General features: G+C 72.2%; 25 protein-coding genes. 13 read left to right on the forward strand and 12 right to left on the reverse strand.

Going from position 1 to position 20438, the window contains the following annotated elements:
• Positions 1-3 precede the first annotated feature (3 nt).
• Positions 4-945 carry a DUF389 domain-containing protein gene (locus tag ELX43_RS18180; protein WP_127782440.1) on the reverse strand — a complete coding sequence of 314 codons (942 nt, stop codon included), beginning with the start codon at positions 943-945 and terminating at the stop codon, positions 4-6.
• A gap of 107 nt (positions 946-1052) precedes the next feature.
• Here ELX43_RS18180 and ELX43_RS05215 point away from each other — a divergent pair, with 107 nt between their 5' ends.
• Positions 1053-2768 carry a glycoside hydrolase family 13 protein gene (locus ELX43_RS05215; protein WP_127782441.1) on the forward strand — a complete coding sequence of 572 codons (1716 nt, stop codon included), beginning with the start codon at positions 1053-1055 and terminating at the stop codon, positions 2766-2768.
• Between the two features lie 7 nt (positions 2769-2775).
• Here the strand turns inward: ELX43_RS05215 and ELX43_RS05220 are convergent, their stop codons facing one another.
• The 3 genes from ELX43_RS05220 to ELX43_RS05230 all read right to left on the reverse strand — a co-directional run bounded on the left by ELX43_RS05220 (position 2776) and on the right by ELX43_RS05230 (position 4428).
• On the reverse strand, positions 2776-3528 hold the full coding sequence (locus ELX43_RS05220) for a DUF4389 domain-containing protein (protein WP_127782442.1): 753 nt from the start codon (positions 3526-3528) through the stop codon (positions 2776-2778).
• A gap of 80 nt (positions 3529-3608) precedes the next feature.
• Positions 3609-4145 carry a GNAT family N-acetyltransferase gene (locus tag ELX43_RS05225; protein ID WP_241249795.1) on the reverse strand — a complete coding sequence of 179 codons (537 nt, stop codon included), beginning with the start codon at positions 4143-4145 and terminating at the stop codon, positions 3609-3611.
• A 4-nt stretch (positions 4146-4149) separates the two neighbouring features.
• Positions 4150-4428, reverse strand: coding sequence for a DUF2255 family protein (locus tag ELX43_RS05230; protein ID WP_206518111.1), 279 nt, complete (start codon positions 4426-4428; stop codon positions 4150-4152).
• Positions 4429-4649: 221 nt separating this feature from the next.
• Between ELX43_RS05230 and ELX43_RS05235 the strand changes: the two genes are divergently transcribed.
• Entirely contained in the window at positions 4650-5174 is a 525-nt protein-coding gene (locus tag ELX43_RS05235; RefSeq protein WP_127782443.1) for a 2'-5' RNA ligase family protein, read from the forward strand.
• A gap of 14 nt (positions 5175-5188) precedes the next feature.
• Here ELX43_RS05235 and ELX43_RS05240 read toward each other — a convergent pair whose 3' ends face one another.
• Positions 5189-5512: a hypothetical protein gene (locus ELX43_RS05240; protein WP_206518112.1), complete on the reverse strand. Its 324-nt coding sequence runs from the start codon at positions 5510-5512 to the stop codon at positions 5189-5191.
• A 108-nt stretch (positions 5513-5620) separates the two neighbouring features.
• Between ELX43_RS05240 and ELX43_RS05245 the strand changes: the two genes are divergently transcribed.
• The 3 genes from ELX43_RS05245 (at position 5621) to ELX43_RS05255 (ending at position 7100) form a co-directional block, all read left to right on the forward strand.
• Entirely contained in the window at positions 5621-5833 is a 213-nt protein-coding gene (locus tag ELX43_RS05245) for a hypothetical protein (protein WP_127782445.1), read from the forward strand.
• Between the two features lie 12 nt (positions 5834-5845).
• The gene (locus ELX43_RS05250) at positions 5846-6778 is read left to right on the forward strand and encodes a hypothetical protein (protein ID WP_127782446.1); all 933 of its coding nucleotides are present in this window, start codon (positions 5846-5848) and stop codon (positions 6776-6778) included.
• Between the two features lie 76 nt (positions 6779-6854).
• Positions 6855-7100: a DUF2630 family protein gene (locus tag ELX43_RS05255; protein ID WP_127782447.1), complete on the forward strand. Its 246-nt coding sequence runs from the start codon at positions 6855-6857 to the stop codon at positions 7098-7100.
• A gap of 7 nt (positions 7101-7107) precedes the next feature.
• On the opposite strand, the gene ELX43_RS05260 is transcribed toward ELX43_RS05255, so the two are convergent.
• The 3 genes from ELX43_RS05260 to ELX43_RS05270 are packed head-to-tail and all read right to left on the reverse strand — an operon-like array spanning position 7108 to position 8659.
• Positions 7108-7908, reverse strand: coding sequence for a cytochrome c oxidase assembly protein (locus tag ELX43_RS05260; protein ID WP_206518113.1), 801 nt, complete (start codon positions 7906-7908; stop codon positions 7108-7110).
• The gene (locus ELX43_RS05265; protein WP_127782448.1) at positions 7908-8447 is read right to left on the reverse strand and encodes a DUF2243 domain-containing protein; all 540 of its coding nucleotides are present in this window, start codon (positions 8445-8447) and stop codon (positions 7908-7910) included. The genes ELX43_RS05260 and ELX43_RS05265 overlap by 1 nt, the downstream gene beginning before the upstream one ends.
• On the reverse strand, positions 8444-8659 hold the full coding sequence (locus tag ELX43_RS05270; RefSeq protein WP_127782449.1) for a hypothetical protein: 216 nt from the start codon (positions 8657-8659) through the stop codon (positions 8444-8446). The genes ELX43_RS05265 and ELX43_RS05270 overlap by 4 nt, the downstream gene beginning before the upstream one ends.
• Positions 8660-8722: 63 nt before the next feature.
• Here ELX43_RS05270 and ELX43_RS05275 point away from each other — a divergent pair, with 63 nt between their 5' ends.
• The 5 genes from ELX43_RS05275 to ELX43_RS05295 all read left to right on the forward strand — a co-directional run bounded on the left by ELX43_RS05275 (position 8723) and on the right by ELX43_RS05295 (position 13949).
• Positions 8723-9385 carry a hypothetical protein gene (locus tag ELX43_RS05275; RefSeq protein ID WP_127782450.1) on the forward strand — a complete coding sequence of 221 codons (663 nt, stop codon included), beginning with the start codon at positions 8723-8725 and terminating at the stop codon, positions 9383-9385.
• A gap of 58 nt (positions 9386-9443) precedes the next feature.
• A complete protein-coding gene (locus ELX43_RS05280; RefSeq protein ID WP_127782451.1) occupies positions 9444-10112 on the forward strand; it encodes an SDR family NAD(P)-dependent oxidoreductase in 669 nt (222 codons plus the stop codon).
• A gap of 90 nt (positions 10113-10202) precedes the next feature.
• The gene (locus tag ELX43_RS05285; RefSeq protein WP_127782452.1) at positions 10203-10844 is read left to right on the forward strand and encodes an NAD(P)H-binding protein; all 642 of its coding nucleotides are present in this window, start codon (positions 10203-10205) and stop codon (positions 10842-10844) included.
• 91 nt (positions 10845-10935) lie between these two features.
• Entirely contained in the window at positions 10936-12939 is a 2004-nt protein-coding gene (locus ELX43_RS05290) for an acetoacetate--CoA ligase (RefSeq protein ID WP_127782453.1), read from the forward strand.
• A gap of 101 nt (positions 12940-13040) precedes the next feature.
• Positions 13041-13949, forward strand: a complete 909-nt coding sequence (locus tag ELX43_RS05295) for a hypothetical protein (protein WP_127782454.1) — start codon at positions 13041-13043, stop codon at positions 13947-13949.
• A 116-nt stretch (positions 13950-14065) separates the two neighbouring features.
• On the opposite strand, the gene ELX43_RS05300 is transcribed toward ELX43_RS05295, so the two are convergent.
• From ELX43_RS05300 to ELX43_RS05315, 4 genes are all read right to left on the reverse strand, one after another.
• On the reverse strand, positions 14066-15697 hold the full coding sequence (locus tag ELX43_RS05300; protein WP_127782455.1) for a cytochrome bc complex cytochrome b subunit: 1632 nt from the start codon (positions 15695-15697) through the stop codon (positions 14066-14068).
• Entirely contained in the window at positions 15694-16824 is a 1131-nt protein-coding gene (locus ELX43_RS05305; protein ID WP_127782456.1) for a ubiquinol-cytochrome c reductase iron-sulfur subunit, read from the reverse strand. The genes ELX43_RS05300 and ELX43_RS05305 overlap by 4 nt, the downstream gene beginning before the upstream one ends.
• A complete protein-coding gene (locus ELX43_RS05310; RefSeq protein ID WP_127782457.1) occupies positions 16821-17657 on the reverse strand; it encodes a cytochrome c in 837 nt (278 codons plus the stop codon). Before ELX43_RS05310 ends, ELX43_RS05305 begins: the two co-directional genes overlap by 4 nt.
• 84 nt (positions 17658-17741) lie before the next feature.
• Positions 17742-18359, reverse strand: coding sequence for a heme-copper oxidase subunit III (locus ELX43_RS05315; protein WP_127782458.1), 618 nt, complete (start codon positions 18357-18359; stop codon positions 17742-17744).
• A 119-nt stretch (positions 18360-18478) separates the two neighbouring features.
• Here ELX43_RS05315 and ELX43_RS05320 point away from each other — a divergent pair, with 119 nt between their 5' ends.
• Genes ELX43_RS05320 through trpD form a run of 3 tightly spaced genes read left to right on the forward strand, consistent with a single transcriptional unit; the run spans position 18479 to position 20434 of the window.
• A complete protein-coding gene (locus ELX43_RS05320; protein WP_241249796.1) occupies positions 18479-18934 on the forward strand; it encodes a hypothetical protein in 456 nt (151 codons plus the stop codon).
• A 37-nt stretch (positions 18935-18971) separates the two neighbouring features.
• Positions 18972-19394 (forward strand): response regulator transcription factor, encoded by a 423-nt coding sequence (locus ELX43_RS05325; RefSeq protein WP_127782459.1) that lies wholly within the window; start codon positions 18972-18974, stop codon positions 19392-19394.
• The gene (trpD, locus tag ELX43_RS05330) at positions 19391-20434 is read left to right on the forward strand and encodes an anthranilate phosphoribosyltransferase (RefSeq protein WP_127782460.1); all 1044 of its coding nucleotides are present in this window, start codon (positions 19391-19393) and stop codon (positions 20432-20434) included. Before ELX43_RS05325 ends, trpD begins: the two co-directional genes overlap by 4 nt.
• The last annotated feature ends 4 nt before the right edge of the window (positions 20435-20438 follow it).

Consider the following 20438-nt stretch of genomic DNA (forward strand, 5'->3'; position numbering starts at 1 on the left):
TCCTCATCGACCGATGTGCAACCGAGTGGGGGTGATGCGCTGCCAGATGAGCCGTTGCAGCAGCAGGGTGCAGGTACCGGCCAGGACGATCGCCACCAGGTTCAGGCCCAGCTGAGCGGCGGCGGAGACCACGTCGCCCCAGGCGCCGCAGGCCAGGCACACGGCCACGGTGCCCAGCGCCGGGATGGTCGTCACCGAGATGAACACACCCACCAGCACCTCTGATTTGGCGGTGGTCAGGGAGAGCATGCCGGCCACCCCAGCCAGGATCCCCACCACGAACGACCACCCGTCCGGGCTGACGATGAAGTCGGTGAGCGGGCCGCTGGTGGCCTGCTCGCGGGTGAAGCCGCCCAGCTGGAACAGCACCCACCAGAAGATGGTGGCGATCATGGTGGCGATGGCGAAACCCACCACCAGCGCGCGCACGGCCAGGGGCACCATGCTGAGCCGGGGCCGGGCGAAGCCGAAGCACAGCGCAGCGATGGGCGCGAACTCCGGGCCCACCACCATCGCGCCCACGATCAGGATCGGCTGGTCAGTGATGCGGCCGACGCCGGCGAGGGCGGCGGCGATGGTCATGAAGGCGATGAACACCCACGACAACCGGGAGCTGTCCCGCAGCCGCTGCTCCACCGACTCCCACACCACCGCGTCATCAGGTGCGCCGGGGGCGGCAACCTCCGCCCTGGTCGCGTCGTCCGAGAGCACGGTGTCCAGCTGCTCGATGCTGATCGAGCCCCGGTGCTGCACCTTCAGCGTGCGCAGGCGCCCGATCACCGCGGTGGCGCTCTCCCTGGCGACGTCGGCCAGCACCAGCGTCCCCGCGGGCTTGCGGAAGCCGCCGGGAACCACCGCCACGTTGGTGACCGTGTCGTCCTGCTCCAGGTCGGCCAGCACCTCGTCGACCAGGTCGGCGGGAACACGCAGTCGCAGGTGCAGCACCGGCTCATCATGGCACCGCCCGAGCGGGGAGCGGGCCAGGCGCGTGCAGCCGTGCCGCTGCGCCCGTAACCTCGCGGCGAATTGCCCGCGTGCGCAGAGGGAGCCCCATGACTGAGCCGACACCCGCGCACTCGTGGTGGCGCGACGCCGTGATCTACCAGGTGTACCCGCGCTCCTGGGCCGACTCCGACGGTGACGGGCTGGGGGACCTGCCCGGCATCACCGCCCACCTGCCGCACCTGGTCGAGCTGGGCGTCGACGCGCTCTGGCTCTCCCCGTTCTACCCCTCGCCGCAGCACGACGCCGGCTACGACGTGGCCGACTACTACGGCGTCGACCCGCGCTTCGGCACCCTGGCCGACGCCGACGCGCTGCTCACCCAGGCGCACGCGCTGGGGCTGCGGGTGATCGTCGACGTGGTGCCCAACCACTCCTCCAGCGAGCACCCGTGGTTCCAGCAGGCGCTGGCGTCGCCGCCGGGCAGCCCGCAGCGGGCGCGCTACCTCTTCCGGAACGGCAGGGGACCGGACGGTGCGCAGCCGCCGAACAACTGGCAGAGCACCTTCGGCGGCTCGGCGTGGGAGCGGGTGACCGAGGCCGACGGCACCCCGGGGCAGTGGTACCTGCACCTGTTCGACGTCACCCAGCCCGACTTCGACTGGACCAACCCGGAGGTGGCCACCGAGCTCGAGCGGGTGCTGCGGTTCTGGCTGGACCGCGGCGTGGACGGCTTCCGGGTGGACGTCGCGCACGGGCTGGTGAAGGCGGCCGGGCTGCCGGACGCACCGTCGGGCCGGCACGAGCTGCTGGGGCCGACCGCGGACCAGCCGATGTGGGACCAGCCCGGGGTGCACGAGATCTACCGCAGCTGGCGCAAGCTCGCCGACTCCTACGGCGGGGCTGCCGGGGCCGGCGGGGACGTGCCGGGCGGGCAGCCGGCGGGAGAAGACTCAGCCCGCATCCTGGTCGCCGAGGCGTGGGTGAGCCCCAGCGCCGCCCTGGCCCGCTACGTGCGACCCGACGAGATGCACCAGTCGTTCAACTTCCCATACCTGATGACGCCGTGGCTGGCCGAGGGGCAGCGCAGTACCATCACCGACGCGCTGGCTGCGGTGGCGCCCTACGACGCCCCGCAGACCTGGGTGCTGTCCAACCACGACGTGGTGCGGCACGCCTCCCGGCTGGGCTACCCGCAGCACCCGGGGCTGGCGCGCATCGCGGGCATCGGCCCCGACGACCCGCAGCCCGACGCGCAGCTGGGCCTGCGACGGGCCCGGGCGGCCACCACGGTGATGCTGGCGCTGCCCGGCTCGGCCTACCTGTACCAGGGCGAGGAGCTGGGCCTACCCGAGGCGACCCGGCTGCCCGACGAGGTGCGCCAGGACCCCACCTGGTTCCGCTCCGGCGACACCAACCCCGGCCGGGACGGGTGCCGCGTGCCCATGCCGTGGGTGGCCGACGCCCCGGCGTGCGGCTTCAGCCCGACGGGGCGGTCGTGGCTGCCGCAGCCGCCGGAGTACGCCGCCCTGGCCGTGGACCAGCAGAGGGGGGTGGTGGGCTCGACGCTGGAGCTCTACCGGACGCTGCTGCGCACCCGCAAGGAGCTGGCGCTGGGCCGGGGGACGCTGACCTGGGTGCCGACCGACCACCAGCACCTGCTGGCCTTCGACGTGCGCACCGCCACCGGGCCGGTGCGGGTGCTGGCCAACGTCGGTGGCCCCCCGGTGCCGCTGCCTGCCGGCGCACAGGTGCTGGTGTGCAGCGCCGCGGAGCCGGTGACTGACGTGCTGCCGACCGACACCACCGTGTGGTTGCGTCCCTGACCGGCGATCACGCCGTGCTGGGGTCCGGCGGATCGCTGCGTTGGGGGTCAGGGTGTGACGCAGGTGGCTTGGCGAGCGCCACGGCGGGCTCGGTTCCGCCCTGGTCGAGCCGGAAGGGTGGGTAGTGGTCGGTCATCAGCGCCGCGTAGGCGGCCACGCGCAGCACCCAGCGGTCCATCCCGAGCACGAAGTCGTAGATCGTGCGCAGGTACCGGCCGGTGAACAGCAGGGCGATTGCTGCGATCAGCACCAGCAGGGTCACCAGGCTCATCCCCGCTCCCGCGTTGTCGCCCCAGTCGTCGTTGTCGCCACCACGTCCGAAGGACACCCCGCCGCCGGCGAACACGCCGACGACGAGGTAGTGCGGGATGGCGAGCGGCCACCACTTGACCAGCACCAGGCCCCGGGAAAGCTGCTCGGGGTAGGGGATGTGCAGGTGCGCGGGGTAGTCCCGCTTCTCCTCCAGGCTGAACGGCGGGTAGCGGTCGGTGCCCAGGGCGGCGTAGCCGTAGTAGTGCACCCGCCAGGACCAGCGCAGCACCCCGACGTTGAAGTCGAACAGCGATCGTGGGTAGCGGCCGGTGAACAGGATGGCGAAGAACGCGATCACGCTGACGACCACGAAGGCCACCCACAGGAAGAACAGCACGATGTAGTGCGGGATGAGCAGCAGCCACTTGATGATCCACAGGCCGCGGGAGAGCTTCGGATCCAGCTTCGCGTCCACGCGGACGGGGTAGGGCGCAGGCTGTTCAGTCATGCCGTGCTCCTCGCCGTACCACCCGGGCTGAGAGGTGAGGTGTCCGTGAGGTCAGACGCTGCTCTTGTGGTCCAAGGGTGTCAAGGTTGCCCGCCGCGTGCTCCGATCTCCCGCCGCATGCACGCGCGCGGCCAGTGGTCCAGGCCCTCGGCGGCCTCGGCGGTGCGGACGCGCCGCAGCCCCGGTGACTCCTGCGCGCTGCTGAGGTAGCGAAAGCCCAGGCGCTGGTAGTACGGGCCGTTCCAGGGCACGTCGGTGAAGGTGGTCAGCGTGAGGGCGGCGCACCCGTGCGCTCGCGCCCAGCCCTCCAGGTGCTGCAGCAACGCCGCCCCGAGGCCGCGGCGGGCGTGGTCCGGGTGCACCGAGACCTGGTCCACGTGCGCCTGCCCGTCCACCACCGAGGCGAGCAGGTACGCCACCGGTCGGTCGTCGCCGTCGCCTGCGCCATCGGCCCACACCCAGGCTCGGCCCTGCCGCTGGTAGGCCGCCAGCGCCGGCACCGGGAGCGGCTCGTCGTCGGCGACGCGGTGCATCCCCAGCTCGGCGAAGCGGCGGCCGGCCGCGCGCTCCACCTCGCGCAGCAACCCCAGCTCCTCGGCGCGGGCCCGGCGGATCACGCCGCTAGCGCGGGACCAGGCGCAGCGTGGTGGAGCGGGCCTCGTCGCTGGTGATCGAGTCGAGGATGTTCGCCGCGTAGTGGGCGTACTTGCGGCGGTAGTCGGCGTCGATGCTGTTGTTCAGCGTGGCGTCGACGTCGGCGTTGGCGTCCACGAAGGTGACGTCCTGGGCCATCCCGCCCGCCTGCACCCGGCCCTCGTGGCGGGCGCGGGTGCCGCGGTACCACGCCGAGCCCGGCCCGTACACCGACCGCACGTAGAGGTCGTCGCCGTCGCGGACCACCCACACCGTCCGGGGGAGCGCAGCGTGCCGTCGCGGCGCAGCGAGGAGATGGTCACCTCCTCCGGAGTGCCGATGCCGACAAGCTGGTCCTGGGTCCAGGTGGCCATAGCGTCCTCCGATGGTGTCCCGCGACGACGGCGTCTGCCCTCCAGCGTCCCTGTCCAGCGCGCTCGGCGCGACATCGCCGGGCCTGGTGGCAGCGCCGCCAGTAGCGTGACGCCGTGGCCGCCGCGCTGGAGCTCCGTCTCGACGCCCGGGCCAGCAGGCGCATCGTGGCGCTGTGGGAGGCGCTGGAGGCGGAGGGCGTGCACAACGTGCGCTCGTCGCTGCAGCAGCACCGGCCGCACGTGTCGCTGGCGGTGGCGGGCCGGCTCGACCCGGCGGCAGTGGCCGCCACCCTCGCCGGGGTGGCGGTGGCTCCGCCTCTGCGTCTCTCCTTCACCTTCGTCGGTCTGTTCCTCGGCCGGGTGCTGTGGCTGGGCCCGGCTCCGCACCGCGAGCTGCTCGAGCACCAGGCGCACGTGCACCACCGGCTGACCGCAGCCGGGATCGACGTCTGGGACGAGTACCGCCCGGACAGCTGGGTGCCCCACTGCACGGTGTCGATGCGGGTGTCCACCGCCCTGGTGGGTGCTGCGGTGCGGCGCTGTCTGGAGACGCTGCCCATCGAGGCGACGGTGGTGGGTGCGGCGGTCACCGACCACGTCCGGGGGATCGACCACCCGCTCCCGGCGGGTGCCCCCTGATCAGCGGGAAGTGCCTAGCGGCGGTCGACGAGCAGGTGGGACGCCGCGGCGCTGGCCGCGGCAACCCCGATCACCGCGGGCCAGGCACCGACCTTCTTGGCCAGCGGGTGCGAGGCCCCGAAGCCGCCGAGGTAGAGCGCGGTCAGCGCCGCGGTCTCCTTGGGGCCACCCTTGGCCAGCCAGGTGCGCCCGGAGTACACCCCGGCCAGGCCGAGCACCACGCCGCCGAGCGGACGGATGCCGGTCTCGCGGGCCACGAGGTAGCCCCCGAGCAGACCCAGAGCGGTGAACGGGGCGGTGGAGACGTCCTTGGCGTTGCGCAGCTTCATGTCACGCATCGTAGGTGGCGCGCTTGCCGCCGCTGAACCCACCGGCAGGGTGGTCGAGTGCATGATCTGCAGCAAGCAGGGTGGCGACGCAGATCCACCCCCGGACAAGGAGGAGCAGTGCCAGCCACCGCCGACAACAACCGTGCGTACTACTACCTCGTGCCCGGCGCGGTCGCCGTGGTGGTCGCGCTGGCAGCACTGGTGTTCTTCGACGCGGACACGCTGTTCAGCTCCTTGATCGGGGGCGGCGGGGTCGTCCTCCTGCACGGACTGGTGCTGCTGGTCCGAGCGTCGGCGGGACGCCGCGCAGCCCGTCGGCGAGGTGCGTAGCGTGGTGGCCCGATGACTGCCTATGACGAGCTGACCGTGACCGGTCGCTGCGGCCCCGCGACCCTTGCCCTGCTGCACCGCCTGGTGAGCGAGGTGACCGCTGCCCGCACCGGCGTGACCGCCGACAGCTCCCTCCCCAGCTCCAGCGCCGAGGTGGAGCGGGTGCTCGCCGGCCTGCTGGACCGGCGCAACGCCGGCTTCCTGCTCACCTGCTGGGCCCAGGCGCACGACGAGGCCTCGCTGGAGCGGGTGTTTCGCACCGCGATCACCAACCGGCTCGACGACCAGGCGCACGCCTGGACCCAGGCCGGGGTGCAGCTGCGCCGGGCCGAGTCGCTGCTGCCGCTGGACGCCCGCTTCACCCGCCGCGTGAGCCCCGGCGGCGACGTGCTGGTGGGGCTGGCCGGGGGTCCCGAGGACACCTGGCAGGGCGAGGTGGACGACCTGGAGCGCGCCGCCGTGGCGGTGCTCGGCGCCGATGACATCGCCTCGGCCGCGCACGCCACCCACCAGGCCAGCGCCACCACCGACCTGGTGCGCGCCGTGCTGCACGGCATCCTCACCGCGGCGGGCGGTCCAGTGCCGGCCGGGAAGCTGCTGACCGTGCTGCGCCGCCGGTTCCCGCTGCCCCCGGCCAAGGCGCCCAAGCCGGTGCTGGTGCCGTCGGTGGACACCGGGGCCACCCTGCCCGGGCCCGAGGCCGGGGTGCTGGCCCGCGACGCCGCCGACGAGATCTGGCAGTCGCTGTCTCCGCTGGACCGGGCGCTGGTGCCGCACCTCGGCCAGCCACCGGCCGAGCTGGCCACCGTCGCCGGCTCCAGCCCGGAGCAGGCGCAGGCCGCGGCCACCGACCTCGCCGACCGGCTGCGCGAGGCCTGCCGGGACGACGAGCTCGCCTTCGAGGTGCTCGCCCGCGTGCGCCAGCTCTGCACCGAGCGCCCCTGAGCAGCGGGCCGCGGGGGCCGTCGGGACGTACGTTGGAGACGAGCCGGTCGCGCTGTCGAGTGTGAAGGGGCGGGCGATGGACGACGCCGAGATCCTGCAGAAGATCCAGCAGCTGGTCAGCGACGAGCACGCCCTGCGCACTGCCGAGGAGCAGGGCGAGATCTCCCCGGAGGAGGAGAGCCGGCGCGTGCAGGCTCGGGAGCAGGCGCTGGACCAGTGCTGGGACCTGCTGCGCCAGCGCCGGGCCCGGCGCGACGCCGGCGAGGACCCGGACACCGCCGCACCCCGTCCCACCGAGGACGTGGAGGGCTACCTGCAGTGAGGCACGGCTAGGGTGCGCTGACCGCGGTCGTTGCCCGGGCGCGCCGCGGCACCCGCCAGGTGAGCAGCATGGCCAGCGCCAGCAGCAGCTCGGCGATGTCGCCACCGAAGTACATCAGCGAGGCCCCGGCCTGCAGGTCGTCGCTGGTGGTCGGGATGCGCACGTAGCGGTTGGCGTACATCAGCTGGGACAGGATGGCGTGCCCGGCGATGGCCACCCCCAGCACCACCAGCCGCGCCCTGACCGACAGCCGGTGCGGGCCCGGGTCGGGGCCGGCGATCACCCAGGCGAAGAGGTAGCCGGCGAGCAGGAAGTGCAGGTGCAGCAGGTGGTGGGCCAGGGGGTGGCTGCTGCTCCACGCGTACAGCGGGGTCAGGTACAGCAGGTACAGCGAGCCGAGGGTGAGCAGCAGCGCCACCACGGGGTTGGCGACCAGGCCCACCGGCCGGCTGCGCAGCACCGCCACCAGCCGCCGACCCGTGGTGGCGGAGACGTTGCGCAGCACCAGCGTGACGGGCGCGCCGAGCACCAGCCCGAGCGGGGCCAGCATGGCCAGCAGCAGGTGCTGGGCCATGTGCGCCTGGAACGTGCCAGCGGGCAGCGGCAGCGCGTCGGGCACCAGCGCCCAGCCCAGCAGCGCCAGCCCACCCAGGAACGCGGCGGTGCGCCAGTGCTGCCAGCCGCGGCCGTCGCGGTCGGTGCGCAGCGCCCCCACCAGGTACGCCGCGGCGAACAGGCCCAGCACGGCGAGCACCACCGGACTGGCGCCCGTGCCGGTGGCGTGGGTGTGCGCGTCGTGCGCGAGCATCAGCGGGGGGCGGTGGCGACCGGGGTGGTGGTGCGGCGGGAGGACGGTCGCGCGAGCAGCCAGCCGACGACCACCAGCACCGCTCCCAGGGCGAGGAACCCGAGGTCCCACCACGTCTGGTTGGGGCCGCTGCGCACGTGGTGGATGCCCAGGACGTGGTGGTCGATGATGCCCTCCACCAGGTTGAACAAGCCCCAGCCCACCAGGATCCAGCCCCACAGCGGTGTGGCTCGCCAGCTGTGCACCTGGCCGGAGCTGAGCCGGGAGAACAGCAGCGCCAGCCCGATCAGCACCGCCAGCCAGGTGAAGGTGTGGAAGAAGCCGTCCCAGAGGGTGTTGATCTCCAGTCCGTGCACGGTGTCCTGCGGGTAGAAGGCGACGCCCACCCGGTCGGTGTCGGTGCTGGTGAGCATGTGGTGCCACTGCAGGATCTGGTGCAGCAGGATGCCGTCCACGAAGCCACCGAGGCCCACGCCGAGCACGATGCCCGGCGCGCGCAGCGCGGCGGAGGGGGTGCGGGCATCAGGCGGCGTGCTCATCGTGCTCGCTGGCGCTCGGTGGCCACGCCGGGCTTGCTGCGGTCGGAGTGCGTGCCGGTGGCGTCGCTGGCCTCGGCGAGCCGCTGGTGCAGGCGGTCCTTGACCTCCTCCGGGGTGTAGCTGCGGCGCTGCCGCTGGTTGCGCGCGACCACCCCGCCCGTGGCCACCACACCCGCTAGTCCTGCTACTCCCAGCACTTTCCACCATCGCATGCGGCCCAGGCTACGTCGCTGCGCCAAGCCTTCTCGGCCATCCGGGGGACCTAGGCTGCGGGGATGACCGGTACCAGCGTCACCCTCGACCACGCGCTGGAGATGACCCGCACCGGCGACGTCTGGCTCTTCCGGGGCCGCTCCGGCGCCGACCGCGCCATCCGTGCCCTCACCAACGCCCCGGTCAACCACGTGGGCATGGCCGTGGTGATCGACGACCTGCCACCGCTGATGTGGCACGCCGAGCTGGGTCGCTCCCTGCCCGACGCCTGGACCGGCAACCACCAGCGCGGCGTGCAGCTGCACGACATGCGCCAGGCGGTGCTGACCTGGGCCGGCCGCTACGACCAGCGCCCGTGGCTGCGCCAGCTGCTGAGCCCGGTGACCGAGGAGCAGGAGGGCGCGGTGCTGCGCACCATCGCTCGGCTGGACGGCACGCCGTTTCCCAGCACCGCCACGATGGCGGGCCGGTGGCTCACCGGGCGGGCGCTGCGCCGCAACCGGGTCAAGCACCGCGCGGTGGAGACGGCCTACTGCGCGGAGGTGCTGGCCCTGACCTACCAGGCGATGGGGCTGCTGCCCGACGACCGCAAGGCCAGCTGGTACGACCCCGGCCGGTTCTGGAGCGGCGACGACCTGCCCCTGCTGGGTGGGGCCGAGCTGGGCGGGGAGATCGCCGTGGACGTCAGCCTGGAGGAGCTCGCCGCCTACCCGCCGGTGGCCTAGCCCGCTGCCGGACCCGGGCTACCGTGGCGGGGGAGGCCCTGCAGCAGAGGAGTCCCCAATGCCGGTCATCGCCATCGTCGGAGCAGGCCCCGGGCTGGGGCTCTCCCTCGCCAAGACCTTTGGCGCACAAGACTTTCAGGTGGCGCTGATCTCCCGGTCGCAGCAGCGCCTGGACGGGCTCGTGGCCCAGCTCGACGCCGCCGGCATCGAGGCGGCGGCCTTCCCCGCCGACGTGCGCGACCCCACCTCGCTGGTGGAGGCCTTCGACGGGGTGACCGACCGGTTCGACGCGGTGGACGTGCTCGAGTTCTCCCCGGCCCCGTACCGGCCTGCTCCGGAGCTGGCGGTGGCCGACCCGCTGGAGGTCACCGTGGCCAACCTGCGGCCGCAGATCGAGTACTACCTGTACGGCGCGGTCACCGCCGCCCAGCAGGTGCTGCCGCCGATGATCGACGACGAGGTGGGGACGCTGTTGTTCACCACCGGCGCCGGCTCGGTGACGCCGCACCCCAGGATGGGCAACGTCAACGCCGCGGCCGCAGCGCTGCGCAGCTGGGTGCTCGACCTCAACCAGGTGGCGGCCGAGCTGGGTGTCTACGCCGCGCACGTCGCCATCAACACCGGGATCGGCTCCGGGCCACCGGACGCGGAGGCCGACGTCATCGCCAAGGCCTACTGGGACCTCTACGTCCGGCGCGACCGGGCCGAGCTGGTCTACACCGCGTGAGGAGGACCGTGCCGTGACCCAGTACTGTGCCGTGACCCAGGACCGTGTCGTGACCCAGGACCGTGCCGTGACCCCTGCGGGGTGCCGGCGGTGAGGGTCACCGTCTTCGGGTCGACCAGCGACGTGGGCCGGCTCGCGGTGCGCGACCTGCTGGACAACGGCCACTCCGTGCGCGCCTACGTGCACGAGGCGGTGCTGCCGCCGGCGAGCTGGTCCGCCGACGTGGACGTGGTGGTCGGGGAGATCACCGACCGCGTGGCCGTCGGCTCCGCGGTGGCCGGGGCGGAGGCGGTGGTGAGCACGCTCTGGCCGACGCTCAACCGCCGGCGGGTGGGCCCGCCCCTGGTGGAGGGCACCCGGCTGGTGGTGGAGGCCATGCTGGGGCACGGGGTGCGCCGCTACGTCGGCAACGCCACGCCGTGCGTGCTCGACCCGCGGGAGAGCCCCACGACGCAGACCCGGGTGGTGTCCTGGCTGACCCGGACCCTCCTGCCGCGGGCGTACCGCGAGGTGGTGGGCATGTCCAACGCCGTCATGCGCACCTCCCTGGACTGGACCATCGTGCGCGTCATCCTGCCCACCGGCGGCCCGGGCGTCGGCGTGCGGCACGTGGGCTTCTTCGGCACCGACCGCATCGGCTGGCAGGTGAGCAAGGCCGACCTCGCCACGTTCACCGCCGACCAGGTGGACAGCCGCCGCTTCCTGCGCGCCGCCCCCGCCATCAGCAGCTGAGTCCCGGTGCCGGCGGGCCGCTCCTGCACCGCCGCCGAGGATTTGGTGGACTGGCAGGGCACACCGGTTCCGTCAGGAGAGCGAGCACGCGATGCAGCAGAGCACCGAGCCCATCTGGTCGCCCGGCCCGGAGGCCGAGCACAGCCAGCTCGCCGCGTTCGCCCGCAAGGCCGGTGACCTCGCCGGGCGCGACCTGTCCGACTACGCCGACCTGCTCGCCTGGTCCACCACCGAGCTGGAGCAGTTCTGGGAGCTGGTCTGGCAGCACTTCGACGTCCGCTCGGCCACCCCGTACACCCAGGTGCTCTCCGGCCGGGGGATGCCCGGCGCCGACTGGTTCACCGGCGCGACGCTGAGCTACGTCGAGCACGCGCTGCGCGGCCCGGCCGAGGCGCGGGCCGTGGTGGAGACCAACGAGGCCGGCGACTCGGTCACCACCACCCTCGGCCAGCTGCGCAGCGAGGTCGCCGCCGTGGCCGCGGCGCTGCGCGGGCTGGGGGTGCAGCAGGGCGACCGCGTCGTCGGCTACCTGCCCAACACCCGGGTCTCGCTGGTCGCCTTCCTGGCCACCGCCTCCCTCGGCGCCACCTGGTCGGCCTGCGGGCAGGACTACGGCCCCGCCGCCGCCACCGACCGCTTCGCCCAGCTGCGGCCCACCGTGCTCGTCGCCGCCGACGGCTACCGGTTCAGCGGCACCACCGTCGACCGCCGCGACGCCGCCGCCGAGCTGGCCGCCGGGCTGCCCACCCTGCGGGCGGTGGTGCACGTGGACCACGTCGGCGCCGGTGAGCCCGCCCCGCTGGCCGGGGGAGTGCGCACCCTGGCGTGGGCGCAGGCCCTGGCCACCACCGACGCCGAAGGCAACCCGCACCCGCTGGACGTCGTGGACGTCGCGTTCGACCACCCGCTGTGGGTGCTGTTCTCCTCCGGCACCACCGGCAAGCCCAAGGGCATCGTGCACAGCCACGGCGGGGTGCTGCTGGTGCACCTGGCGGCGCTGGGCCTGCAGCTCGACCTCGGGCCCGACGACACCTTCTTCTGGTACACCAACACCAACTGGATGATGTGGAACCTCACCGTCGCCGGCCTGCTGGTGGGCTCGGCGGTGGTGCTGCACGACGGCAGCCCCGTCTTCCCCAGCCCGGACACCCTCTGGCAGGTGGTGGAGCGGGAGGGCGTCACCGTGTTCGGGCTCAGCCCCGGCTACCTGCTGGCCTGCGAGAAGGCGGGCCTGGTGCCGGGCCGCCAGCACGACCTGTCGGCGCTGCGCACCATCGGCAGCACCGGCTCCACCCTGCACCTGTCGGCCTACGGCTACGTGCACGACGCGGTGTCCGAGCGGGTGCAGCTGGTGTCCACCAGCGGCGGCACCGACGTGGCCTGCGCCTTCGTCGGTGGCGCCCCCACGGTGCCGGTGCACGTGGGGGAGATCCCGGCCGCCGCGCTCGGGGTGGCGCTGGACGCCTACGGCCCGGAGGGGCAGTCGCTGCGCGGGGAGGTCGGTGAGCTGGTGGTGACCGAGCCGATGCCGTCCATGCCGGTGTTCTTCTGGGACGACGAGGACGGCTCGCGGTACCGGGCGGCGTACTTCGACACCTACCCGGGGGTGTGGCGCCACGGCGACTGGATCACCCTCACCGACCGCGGCAGCGTGGTGGTGCACGGTCGCTCGGACTCCACGCTCAACCGCAACGGGGTGCGGCTGGGCAGCGCGGACATCTACGAGGTGGTGGAGGCCTTCGAGGAGGTGGCCGAGGCACTGGTGATCGGGGCGGAGATGCCCGACGGCAGCTACTGGATGCCGATGTTCCTGGTGCTCGCCGAGGGCGCCACCCTGGACGACGACCTGCGCGCGCGCATCGTGGCCGCGCTGCGCCGGGACGCCTCGCCCCGGCACGTGCCCAGCGAGCTGATCCCGGTGGCCGCCATCCCGCACACCCGCACCGGCAAGAAGCTCGAGGTTCCGGTGAAGCGGGTGCTGCAGGGCGCCGACCCGGGGACGGCGTTGAGCCTTGGGGCAGTTGATGATCCGTCACTCATCGACCAGTTCGTGCGGCTGGGCGCCGAGCGCAGGGCCGCCACCGCCAACCCCTGATCCACCCGCCGCAGGGCGGTGACCTGCGGCTTCGTTCTGCACACCCCCGCAGACTGCCTATCCTTTGTGACTCACAACACATGTGTCACAAGGGGGCGGCTATGGGTGAAGGCGGAGCTTCCGGGGGACCGGGCGACGGCAAGGCGAACTTCGACCACATCTACGACGAGCCCGACCCGCGGGAGTACTTCCGGACCCTGGCGCGCTACGACTACGAGATCCCCCAGCAGGCCGAGCCGGTCTTCCGCCAGCTGCTCGCTGCCCGGGAGCAGGCCCCCGACGCCGACGACGTGCATCCGCCCTGGGTGCTCGACCTGTGCTGCTCCTACGGGATCAACGCCGCGCTGCTGTGCTGCGAGGTGACGCTGGCCGAGCTCTTCGCCCGCTACACCGGCGCCGAGCTCGCCGACGTGTCCACCGACGAGCTGGCCGAGGCCGACACCGCGTTCTACGCCGAGCGGCGTCGGGCGGCAGCCCCGCGGGTGGGTGGGCTGGACCTTGCCGGCAACGCGGTGGCCTACGCCCGGCGAGTGGGGCTGCTCGATGACGGCTGGTCGGAGAACCTGGAGGAGCAGCTGCCCTCGCCGGAGCTCAACGACCACCTGGGGCAGGTGAGCCTGGTGACGGCCACCGGGGGAGTCGGCTACATCACCGCCCGCACCTTCGACAGCGTCGTGCAGCCGCGACCGGACGGCCAGCTGCCGTGGGTGGCGGCCTTCGTGCTGCGCACCTACTCCTACGCCGGGGTGGCGGAGCTGCTGTCCCAGCGCGGGCTGGTCACCGAGGTGCTGGCCGGCTGTCCGTTCCCGCAGCGCCGGTTCGCCAGCGACGCTGAGCGAGAGGCCGCGCTGGGTGCCGTGGTCCGCAACGGGCACGACCCGGCGGGACAGGAGGACGGCGGGAGGTACTACGCCGACCTCTACCTGTCCCGGCCGCCGGAGGACGCCGCTCGCCGCTCGGTGGAGGAGCTGCTGGCCGACGTGGTGGCGAGCAGGGGCGGCGACACCTAGCCGAACGTGTCACCCGCCCGCGTCGGGGGAGCGGGGCGACAGACAGCCAGCGACCCCGGATCGTGAAGCTCGTGGTCCGGGGCCGCTGGGCTGTCTCGTGCGGGTGGGGCGGGTGGTCAGTCCCTCGGGTCGAGAGGCTTGCCCGACAGTGCGCGGTGGTGCTCCTCGAGCCCCTCGCGCTCCGCCGCCTCCAGCGCCGCGGCCTCGTCGGCCGGGTCGGCGTAGAGGAAGCTGCCGCGGCCGGCCTCGCCGGCCGCACCCAGGGAGTTCATCTTCTTGGGCACGGTCGCGCCCTGGTACTCCAGCGGGATGGCGTGGCCGTGGGCGTCGACGCCACCCAGGGGCTGGTGCACCTCGACGAACTCACCGTGCGGCAGACGCTTGATCATGCCGGTCTCCACGCCGTGCTCCAGGACCTTGCGGTCGTCGCGCTGCAGGCCGATGCAGTAGCGGTAGGTCAGCCAGTACACGATCGGCGGAACCAGCAGGATGGCGATGCGACCGATCCAGGTCATGGCGTTGAGCGAGATGTCGAAGTGGAACGCGATGATGTCGTTGCCGCCGGACAGGGTGAGCACCACGTAGAACGCGATGGCCATGGCACCCAGGGAGGTGCGAATCGGGGCGTCCCGCGGTCGCTGCAGCAGGTTGTGCGGCGCGTCGTCCTTGGTCAGCTTGCGCTCGATGACGGGGTAGGCGAACAGCGCGCCGATCACCGCACCGCACAGCAGGGCCACGAACACCGGCTGCGACACCGTGTAGTTGCCCAGGTACAGCTCCCAGGCGGGCAGGATGCGTGCCGCGCCGTCGGTGAAGCCCATGTACCAGTCGGGCTGCGAGCCGGCGGAGACCTGTGAGGGGTCGTAGGGCCCGAGGGTCCAGATCGGGTTGATCTGGAAGAGCCCGCTCATCAGGATCAGCACACCCATGGTGACGCCGAAGAAGCCACCGGCCTTCAGCGCGAACAGCGGCATGATCCGCACGCCCACGACGTTCTTCTCCGTGCGGCCGGCCGCGGGGAACTGGGTGTGCTTCTGGTACCAGACCAGTGCCAGGTGGGCGGCGATGAGGGCCAGCAGGATGCCCGGGATGAGCAGCACGTGGGCGATGTAGAAGCGGTCGATGATGATGGTGCCGGGGAACTCGCCGGCAAAGACCAGCCAGTGCATCCAGGTGCCGATCACCGGGAGAGACAGGATGATCGCCGAGGCGATCCGCAGGCCCGTGCCGGAGAGCAGGTCGTCGGGCAGGGAGTAGCCGGCGAAGCCCTCCACGATGCCCAGCAGCAGGAGGATCCCGCCGATCGTCCAGTTGGCCTCGCGCGGCTTGCGGTACCCGCCGGTGAAGAACACGCGGAGCAGGTGGACCACCATGGACGCCACGAACAGCAGCGCGGCCCAGTGGTGCATCTGGCGCATGAACAGCCCGCCACGCACCTCGAAGGAGATGTTCAGCGAGGTCTCGTACGCCCGGGACATCTCCACGCCACGCAGCGGCTCGTAGACACCGTCGTAGGTGACCTCGGCCATCGACGGGTCGAAGAACAGCGTCAGGTAGACGCCCGAGACCAGCAGGATGATGAAGCTGTACAGCGCCATCTCACCGAAGAGGAACGACCAGTGAGTGGGGAAGACCTTGTTGATCTGGCGCCGCATGCCGGCAGCCATGTGGTACCGGTCGTCCGACCAGGTGGCTGCGCCCTCACCGAGGGCGGCGAGCTTGCCCTTGGGGGCAGTGGTGGTTGTCATGACTTGCGCTCCCAGAAGGCCGGGCCGACCGCTTCGTTGAAGTTACCGTTCGCGACCAGGTAGCCCTCGCTGTTGACCGTGATGGGCAGCTGGGGCAGGGCGCGTGCCGCCGGGCCGAAGATCGGCTTCGCGTACTCCAGCACGTCGAACTGCGACTGGTGGCACGGGCACAGGATCAGGTTGTTCTGCTGCTCGTAGAGCGACGTCGGGCAACCGAGGTGGGTGCAGATCTTGGAGTAGGCGTAGTAGTCGCCGTAGTTGTAGGTCTCCTGGCCCTTGCGCTTGACCACCTTGGCGGCGTCCTCGGGACGCAGGCGGATGAGCATGACCGGGTTGTCGGAGCCGCGCAGTGCGTGCAGCAGCGCCTCCTCGTCACCCCGCTCGGACTCGCGGAAGGGGAACACCGTCTCCATGGAGCCGGCGTCGAGGTCGCCAGCGCGGACCAGCGAGACGTCCTCAGAGTGACCGGTGGAGCGGCGCAGGTAGATGGTCTCGCCGTCCTTGGGGGTCCAGCCCGAGGTCCACAGCGCGGCCTCGGAGCCACCCTTCCAGGGGTTCTTGACGAGCCCGCCCAGCGGCATGATCGCCATGATGCCCAGCGCGCCGGCGCCGAAGCCCAGGCTCCGCTTGATCAGGCTGCGACGGCCGATGCCGATGGTGTCCGTGGAGTCCTGCAGCAGGGCCACGGTGGTCTTCTTGTCCAGCTCGCTGGAGCCGCCCAGGTGCCGCTGCTGGATCGCGGTCTCGTCCGGGACGAACTTCTTGGCGTAAGCGATGACGCCGACACCGAGCGCGAGGATCGCGATGCCCATGGTGAGGCCGAGCATCGGGGTGTACAGGGTGTAGAGGGTGTTCTTGTCGCTGCCGGCCGGCGCGTACTCCCACGGCCAGAACAGGTACACGGCGACGAACGCCAGCGCCGCGATGCCGGACAGGGCGAACCAGCTGGCGACGGACCGCTCGGCCCGCTTCTCCGCCTTGGTGCCCTTGACGGGCCAGCGGTCACGCCGGTGGGCGAGGACGACGTCGTCCTCGGCCAGCCCCAGCGTGACCAGCTCGTCGCGGCTCATGCCGGCGAGCTCTTCGTCCGTGGGCTGCGGCTTGCCCTGGTTGTCTCCGCCACTCATGCCCGTGCTCCGATCCACATCGCGGCACCCACGAGCGCCCCGATTCCGATGACCCAGATGGCCAGTCCCTCAGAGACCGGCCCGATGCCGCCGAGGCCGTAGCCGCCCGGTGCGGGCGTCTCGGTCGACGACTTGACGTAGGCGATGATGTCGGCCTTCTCCTCGGCAGAGAGCTGCCGGTCGGAGAACTTCGGCATGTTCTGCGGGCCGGAGACCATCGCGGTGTAGATCTGCTGCTCGTTGGCCGGGTCCAGCGCGGGGGCGTACTGCCCGGAGGACAGCGCCCCGCCGCGGCCGGTGAAGTTGTGGCACGAGGCGCAGTTGAGACGGAAGAGCTCGCCGCCGCGGGCGACGTCCTCGCCGCGCAGCGACTCCTGCGCGATGCTGCCGTCGGCGTTGCGCACGACCTCCGGGCCGCCACCGTTCTCCTGGATGTAGGCGGAGAGCTGGTCGATCTGCGCGGTGTCGTACTTGGCAGGCTTGCGAGCGGCCTGCGCCTCGGAGCGGACTGCCGGCATGCGGCCGGTGGAGACCTGGAAGTACACGGCCGCCTCGCCCACGCCGATCAGGCTGGGGCCGCGGTCCTGCACACCCTGCAGGTTCGCGCCGTGGCAGGTGATGCACGCGTTGTCGTAGAGCTGCTTGCCCTCACGAGCCTGCGCCGTCTGGTCCTGGGCGACCGCCACCTGCGGGGTGGGGGTGACCACCGAGGCGATGACACCGGCACCGACGAGGGCCAGCATCAGCACCACCAGTCCGGTGGCGCGGCGACGCAGCTTGCTGCGGCTCTTGCGTTGTATTCGCGAGCTGGTCGCGGTCGGTGAGGAGCTCATCGGGATCCCTTGTGATCGGGGACGGCTGGGGTCGCGGTCATCGGGCAGGACACGAGCGGTGCGGTGCGGAGAGCGGCCACGGGCTCAGCGCACGATGTAGATCGTGGCGAACAGGCCGATCCACACGATGTCGACGAAGTGCCAGTAGTAGGACACGACGATGGCCGCGGTGGCCTGAGCTGGCGTGAACTTGCTCATCCGGGTGCGCATCATCAGGAACACGAAGGCGACCAGTCCGCCGATCACGTGCAGGCCGTGGAAGCCGGTGGTGAGGTAGAAGACCGAGCCGTAGGAGCTGCTGGAGATCGACGTGCCGTGGTGCACCAGGTTCTTGAACTCGTTGGCCTGGCCCAGCACGAAGATGAGGCCCAGCACCAGCGTCACCATGTACCAGCGGCGCAGGCCGAACACGTCACCGCGCTCGGCGGCGAACACGCCCATCTGGCAGGTGAAGGAGGAAGCCACCAGGATGACCGTGAACACCAGGGCGTACGGAAGCTCTAGCTCCGTAGGCTCCGGCGGCCAACCCATGGCCGGGTCTGCCTGCGCACGTGCTGTGAAGTACATGGCAAACAGGCCGGCAAAGAACATCAGTTCGCTGGACAGCCAGACCACCGTGCCGACGCTGACCATGTTGGGTCGGTTCAGCGAGTGCACGCGTTGGGTGATGGCGGTCCCGGAGGTCCCTACTGAGCTCGTCACGAGCAGCAGTATGCCGCCTCAGCGCGGCCGCGGCGTCATGGGGTCGGGTGGTGTCGCGACTCAGGCGTGTGGCCTGTCCCGCTCGCCCTGCACACGGGCGGCAGGGCAGGGTGGACGGCATGGGTGCCTCAGTGGGTGGACGGGTGCGTCGGTGGGCCGCGGCGGTGGGCCTTGGCCGGGGCGCCACGCAGCGCCAGGAGCTTGATCCGGACCGAGCCGACCTGCTGGTGGTGGCGCGCGGCTTCGACGAGGTGCAGGCCTGCTCCACGGCTCTGGCGGAGTCGCCGCAGTGGCGAGAAGAGGAGCCCGCCGTGCTGCGCCACCACCTGCGGGTGCCCGCCGCGGCGGTGGCCGAGGCGGTGTCGATCGCCGCGCAGGACGGCTACGCGCCCGCAGCTGAGGTGACCGGTGAGCCGGACGTGCTGGTGCTGCAGCGGGTGCAGCTGCTGGACGCCCTGCACTGCTCGCAGGAGCGCTCCCGGATGGTCGGGCTGGCCCAGCGCCTCGGCGGCGACGTGCTGGGCTGGGACGCGCTGCAAGCGCCCGCACAACCGTTGGGCGCCGTCGGCCGATAACATGCCTGGCACCCGTCCACCAGGAGGATTTGTGCCGATGAGCAGCCACGCGGACGCCCCCAGCCGCACCGTCCTGGTGTTCAGCCACCGCCCCCCGGTGCGCGAGGCGATCATCAGCGCGGTGGGCCGTCGTCCCGCCGCTGACCTGGGCCGGATCAGCTACGTCGAGGCGGGCACCATCGCCGAGGTCCTCCAGCACCTGGATGCGGGCACGGTGGACCTGGCGGTGCTCGACGGCGAGGCACAGCCCACCGGGGGCATCGGCCTGTGCCGCCAGCTCAAGCACGAGATCACCCACTGCCCGCCGGTGGTGGTGGCCGTGCGCCGTCAGGACGACCGCTGGCTGGCCACCTGGTCGCAGGCCGACGCCGTGCTGGTGCACCCGCTGGACCCGCTGACCGCAGCCGAGACCGTGGCCGAGGTGCTGCGCAGCTCCGGGCTGGCGGTCGTGCGCGGATGACCAACATCACCTGGCCGAGCCTGCTCGGTCGTGTCGTGGACGGCTGCGACCTGACGCCCGCCGACACCGCCTGGGCGATGGACGAGATCATGACCGGCGCCGCCACTCCCGCGCAGATCGCCGCCCTCGGGGTGGCCATGCGGGCCAAGGGAGAGACCGGGGCCGAGGTGTCCGGCATGGCCGACTCGATGCTGCGCCACGCCAAGCTGGTGGAGGTGGACCGCGACGCGGTGGACGTCGTGGGCACTGGTGGTGACCGCTCCAACACGGTGAACATCTCCACCATGGCCGCGCTGGTGGTGGCCGGCGCTGGCGTGGCGGTGGTCAAGCACGGCAACCGCGCCGCGTCGTCCAAGAGCGGCACCGCCGACGTCCTGGAGGCGCTCGGGGTGGCCATCGGGCTGGGGCCCACCGGCGTGAGCGCCACGGTCAAGGAGCTGGGCATCGGCTTCTGCTTCGCGCCGGTCTACCACCCGGCGCTGCGCCACGCCGCCGGCCCGCGCCGCGAGATCGGCATCCCCACCGCGTTCAACGTGCTGGGCCCCCTGACCAACCCGGGCCGGCCCCGGGCCGGGCTGATCGGCTGCGCTTACGAGCACATGACCGGGCCGCTGGCCGACGTCTTCGCCAAGCGGGGCTCCTCGGTGCTGGTGGCCCGCGGCGACGACGGGCTGGACGAGCTGACCACCACCACCACGTCCACGGTGTGGGTGGTGCACGAGGGCTCGGTGACCAAGGAGGCGTTCGACCCCCACGACCTCGGACTGGCGCGGGTGCCGGTGGAGGCGCTGCGCGGCGGCGACGCCGCCGAGAACGCCGCGGTAGCCCGCGCGGTGCTGAAGGGCGAGACCGGCCCCGTGCGGGACGCGGTGCTGCTCAACGCCGCCGGTGCGCTGGCGGCGCACGCCGGGGTGCCGGTGGGTGGGCTGACCGAGGCAGTGGCAGCCCAGCTTCCGCGGGCGGCGGAGTCGATCGACAGCGGTGCCGCGGCGACCCTGCTGCGCCGGTGGGCGGTGCTGTCCACCCAGCTGGCCGGCTGAGGGC

It is taken from the genome of Rhodococcus sp. X156 (genome assembly GCF_004006015.1).
Classification (GTDB): domain Bacteria; phylum Actinomycetota; class Actinomycetes; order Mycobacteriales; family Mycobacteriaceae; genus X156.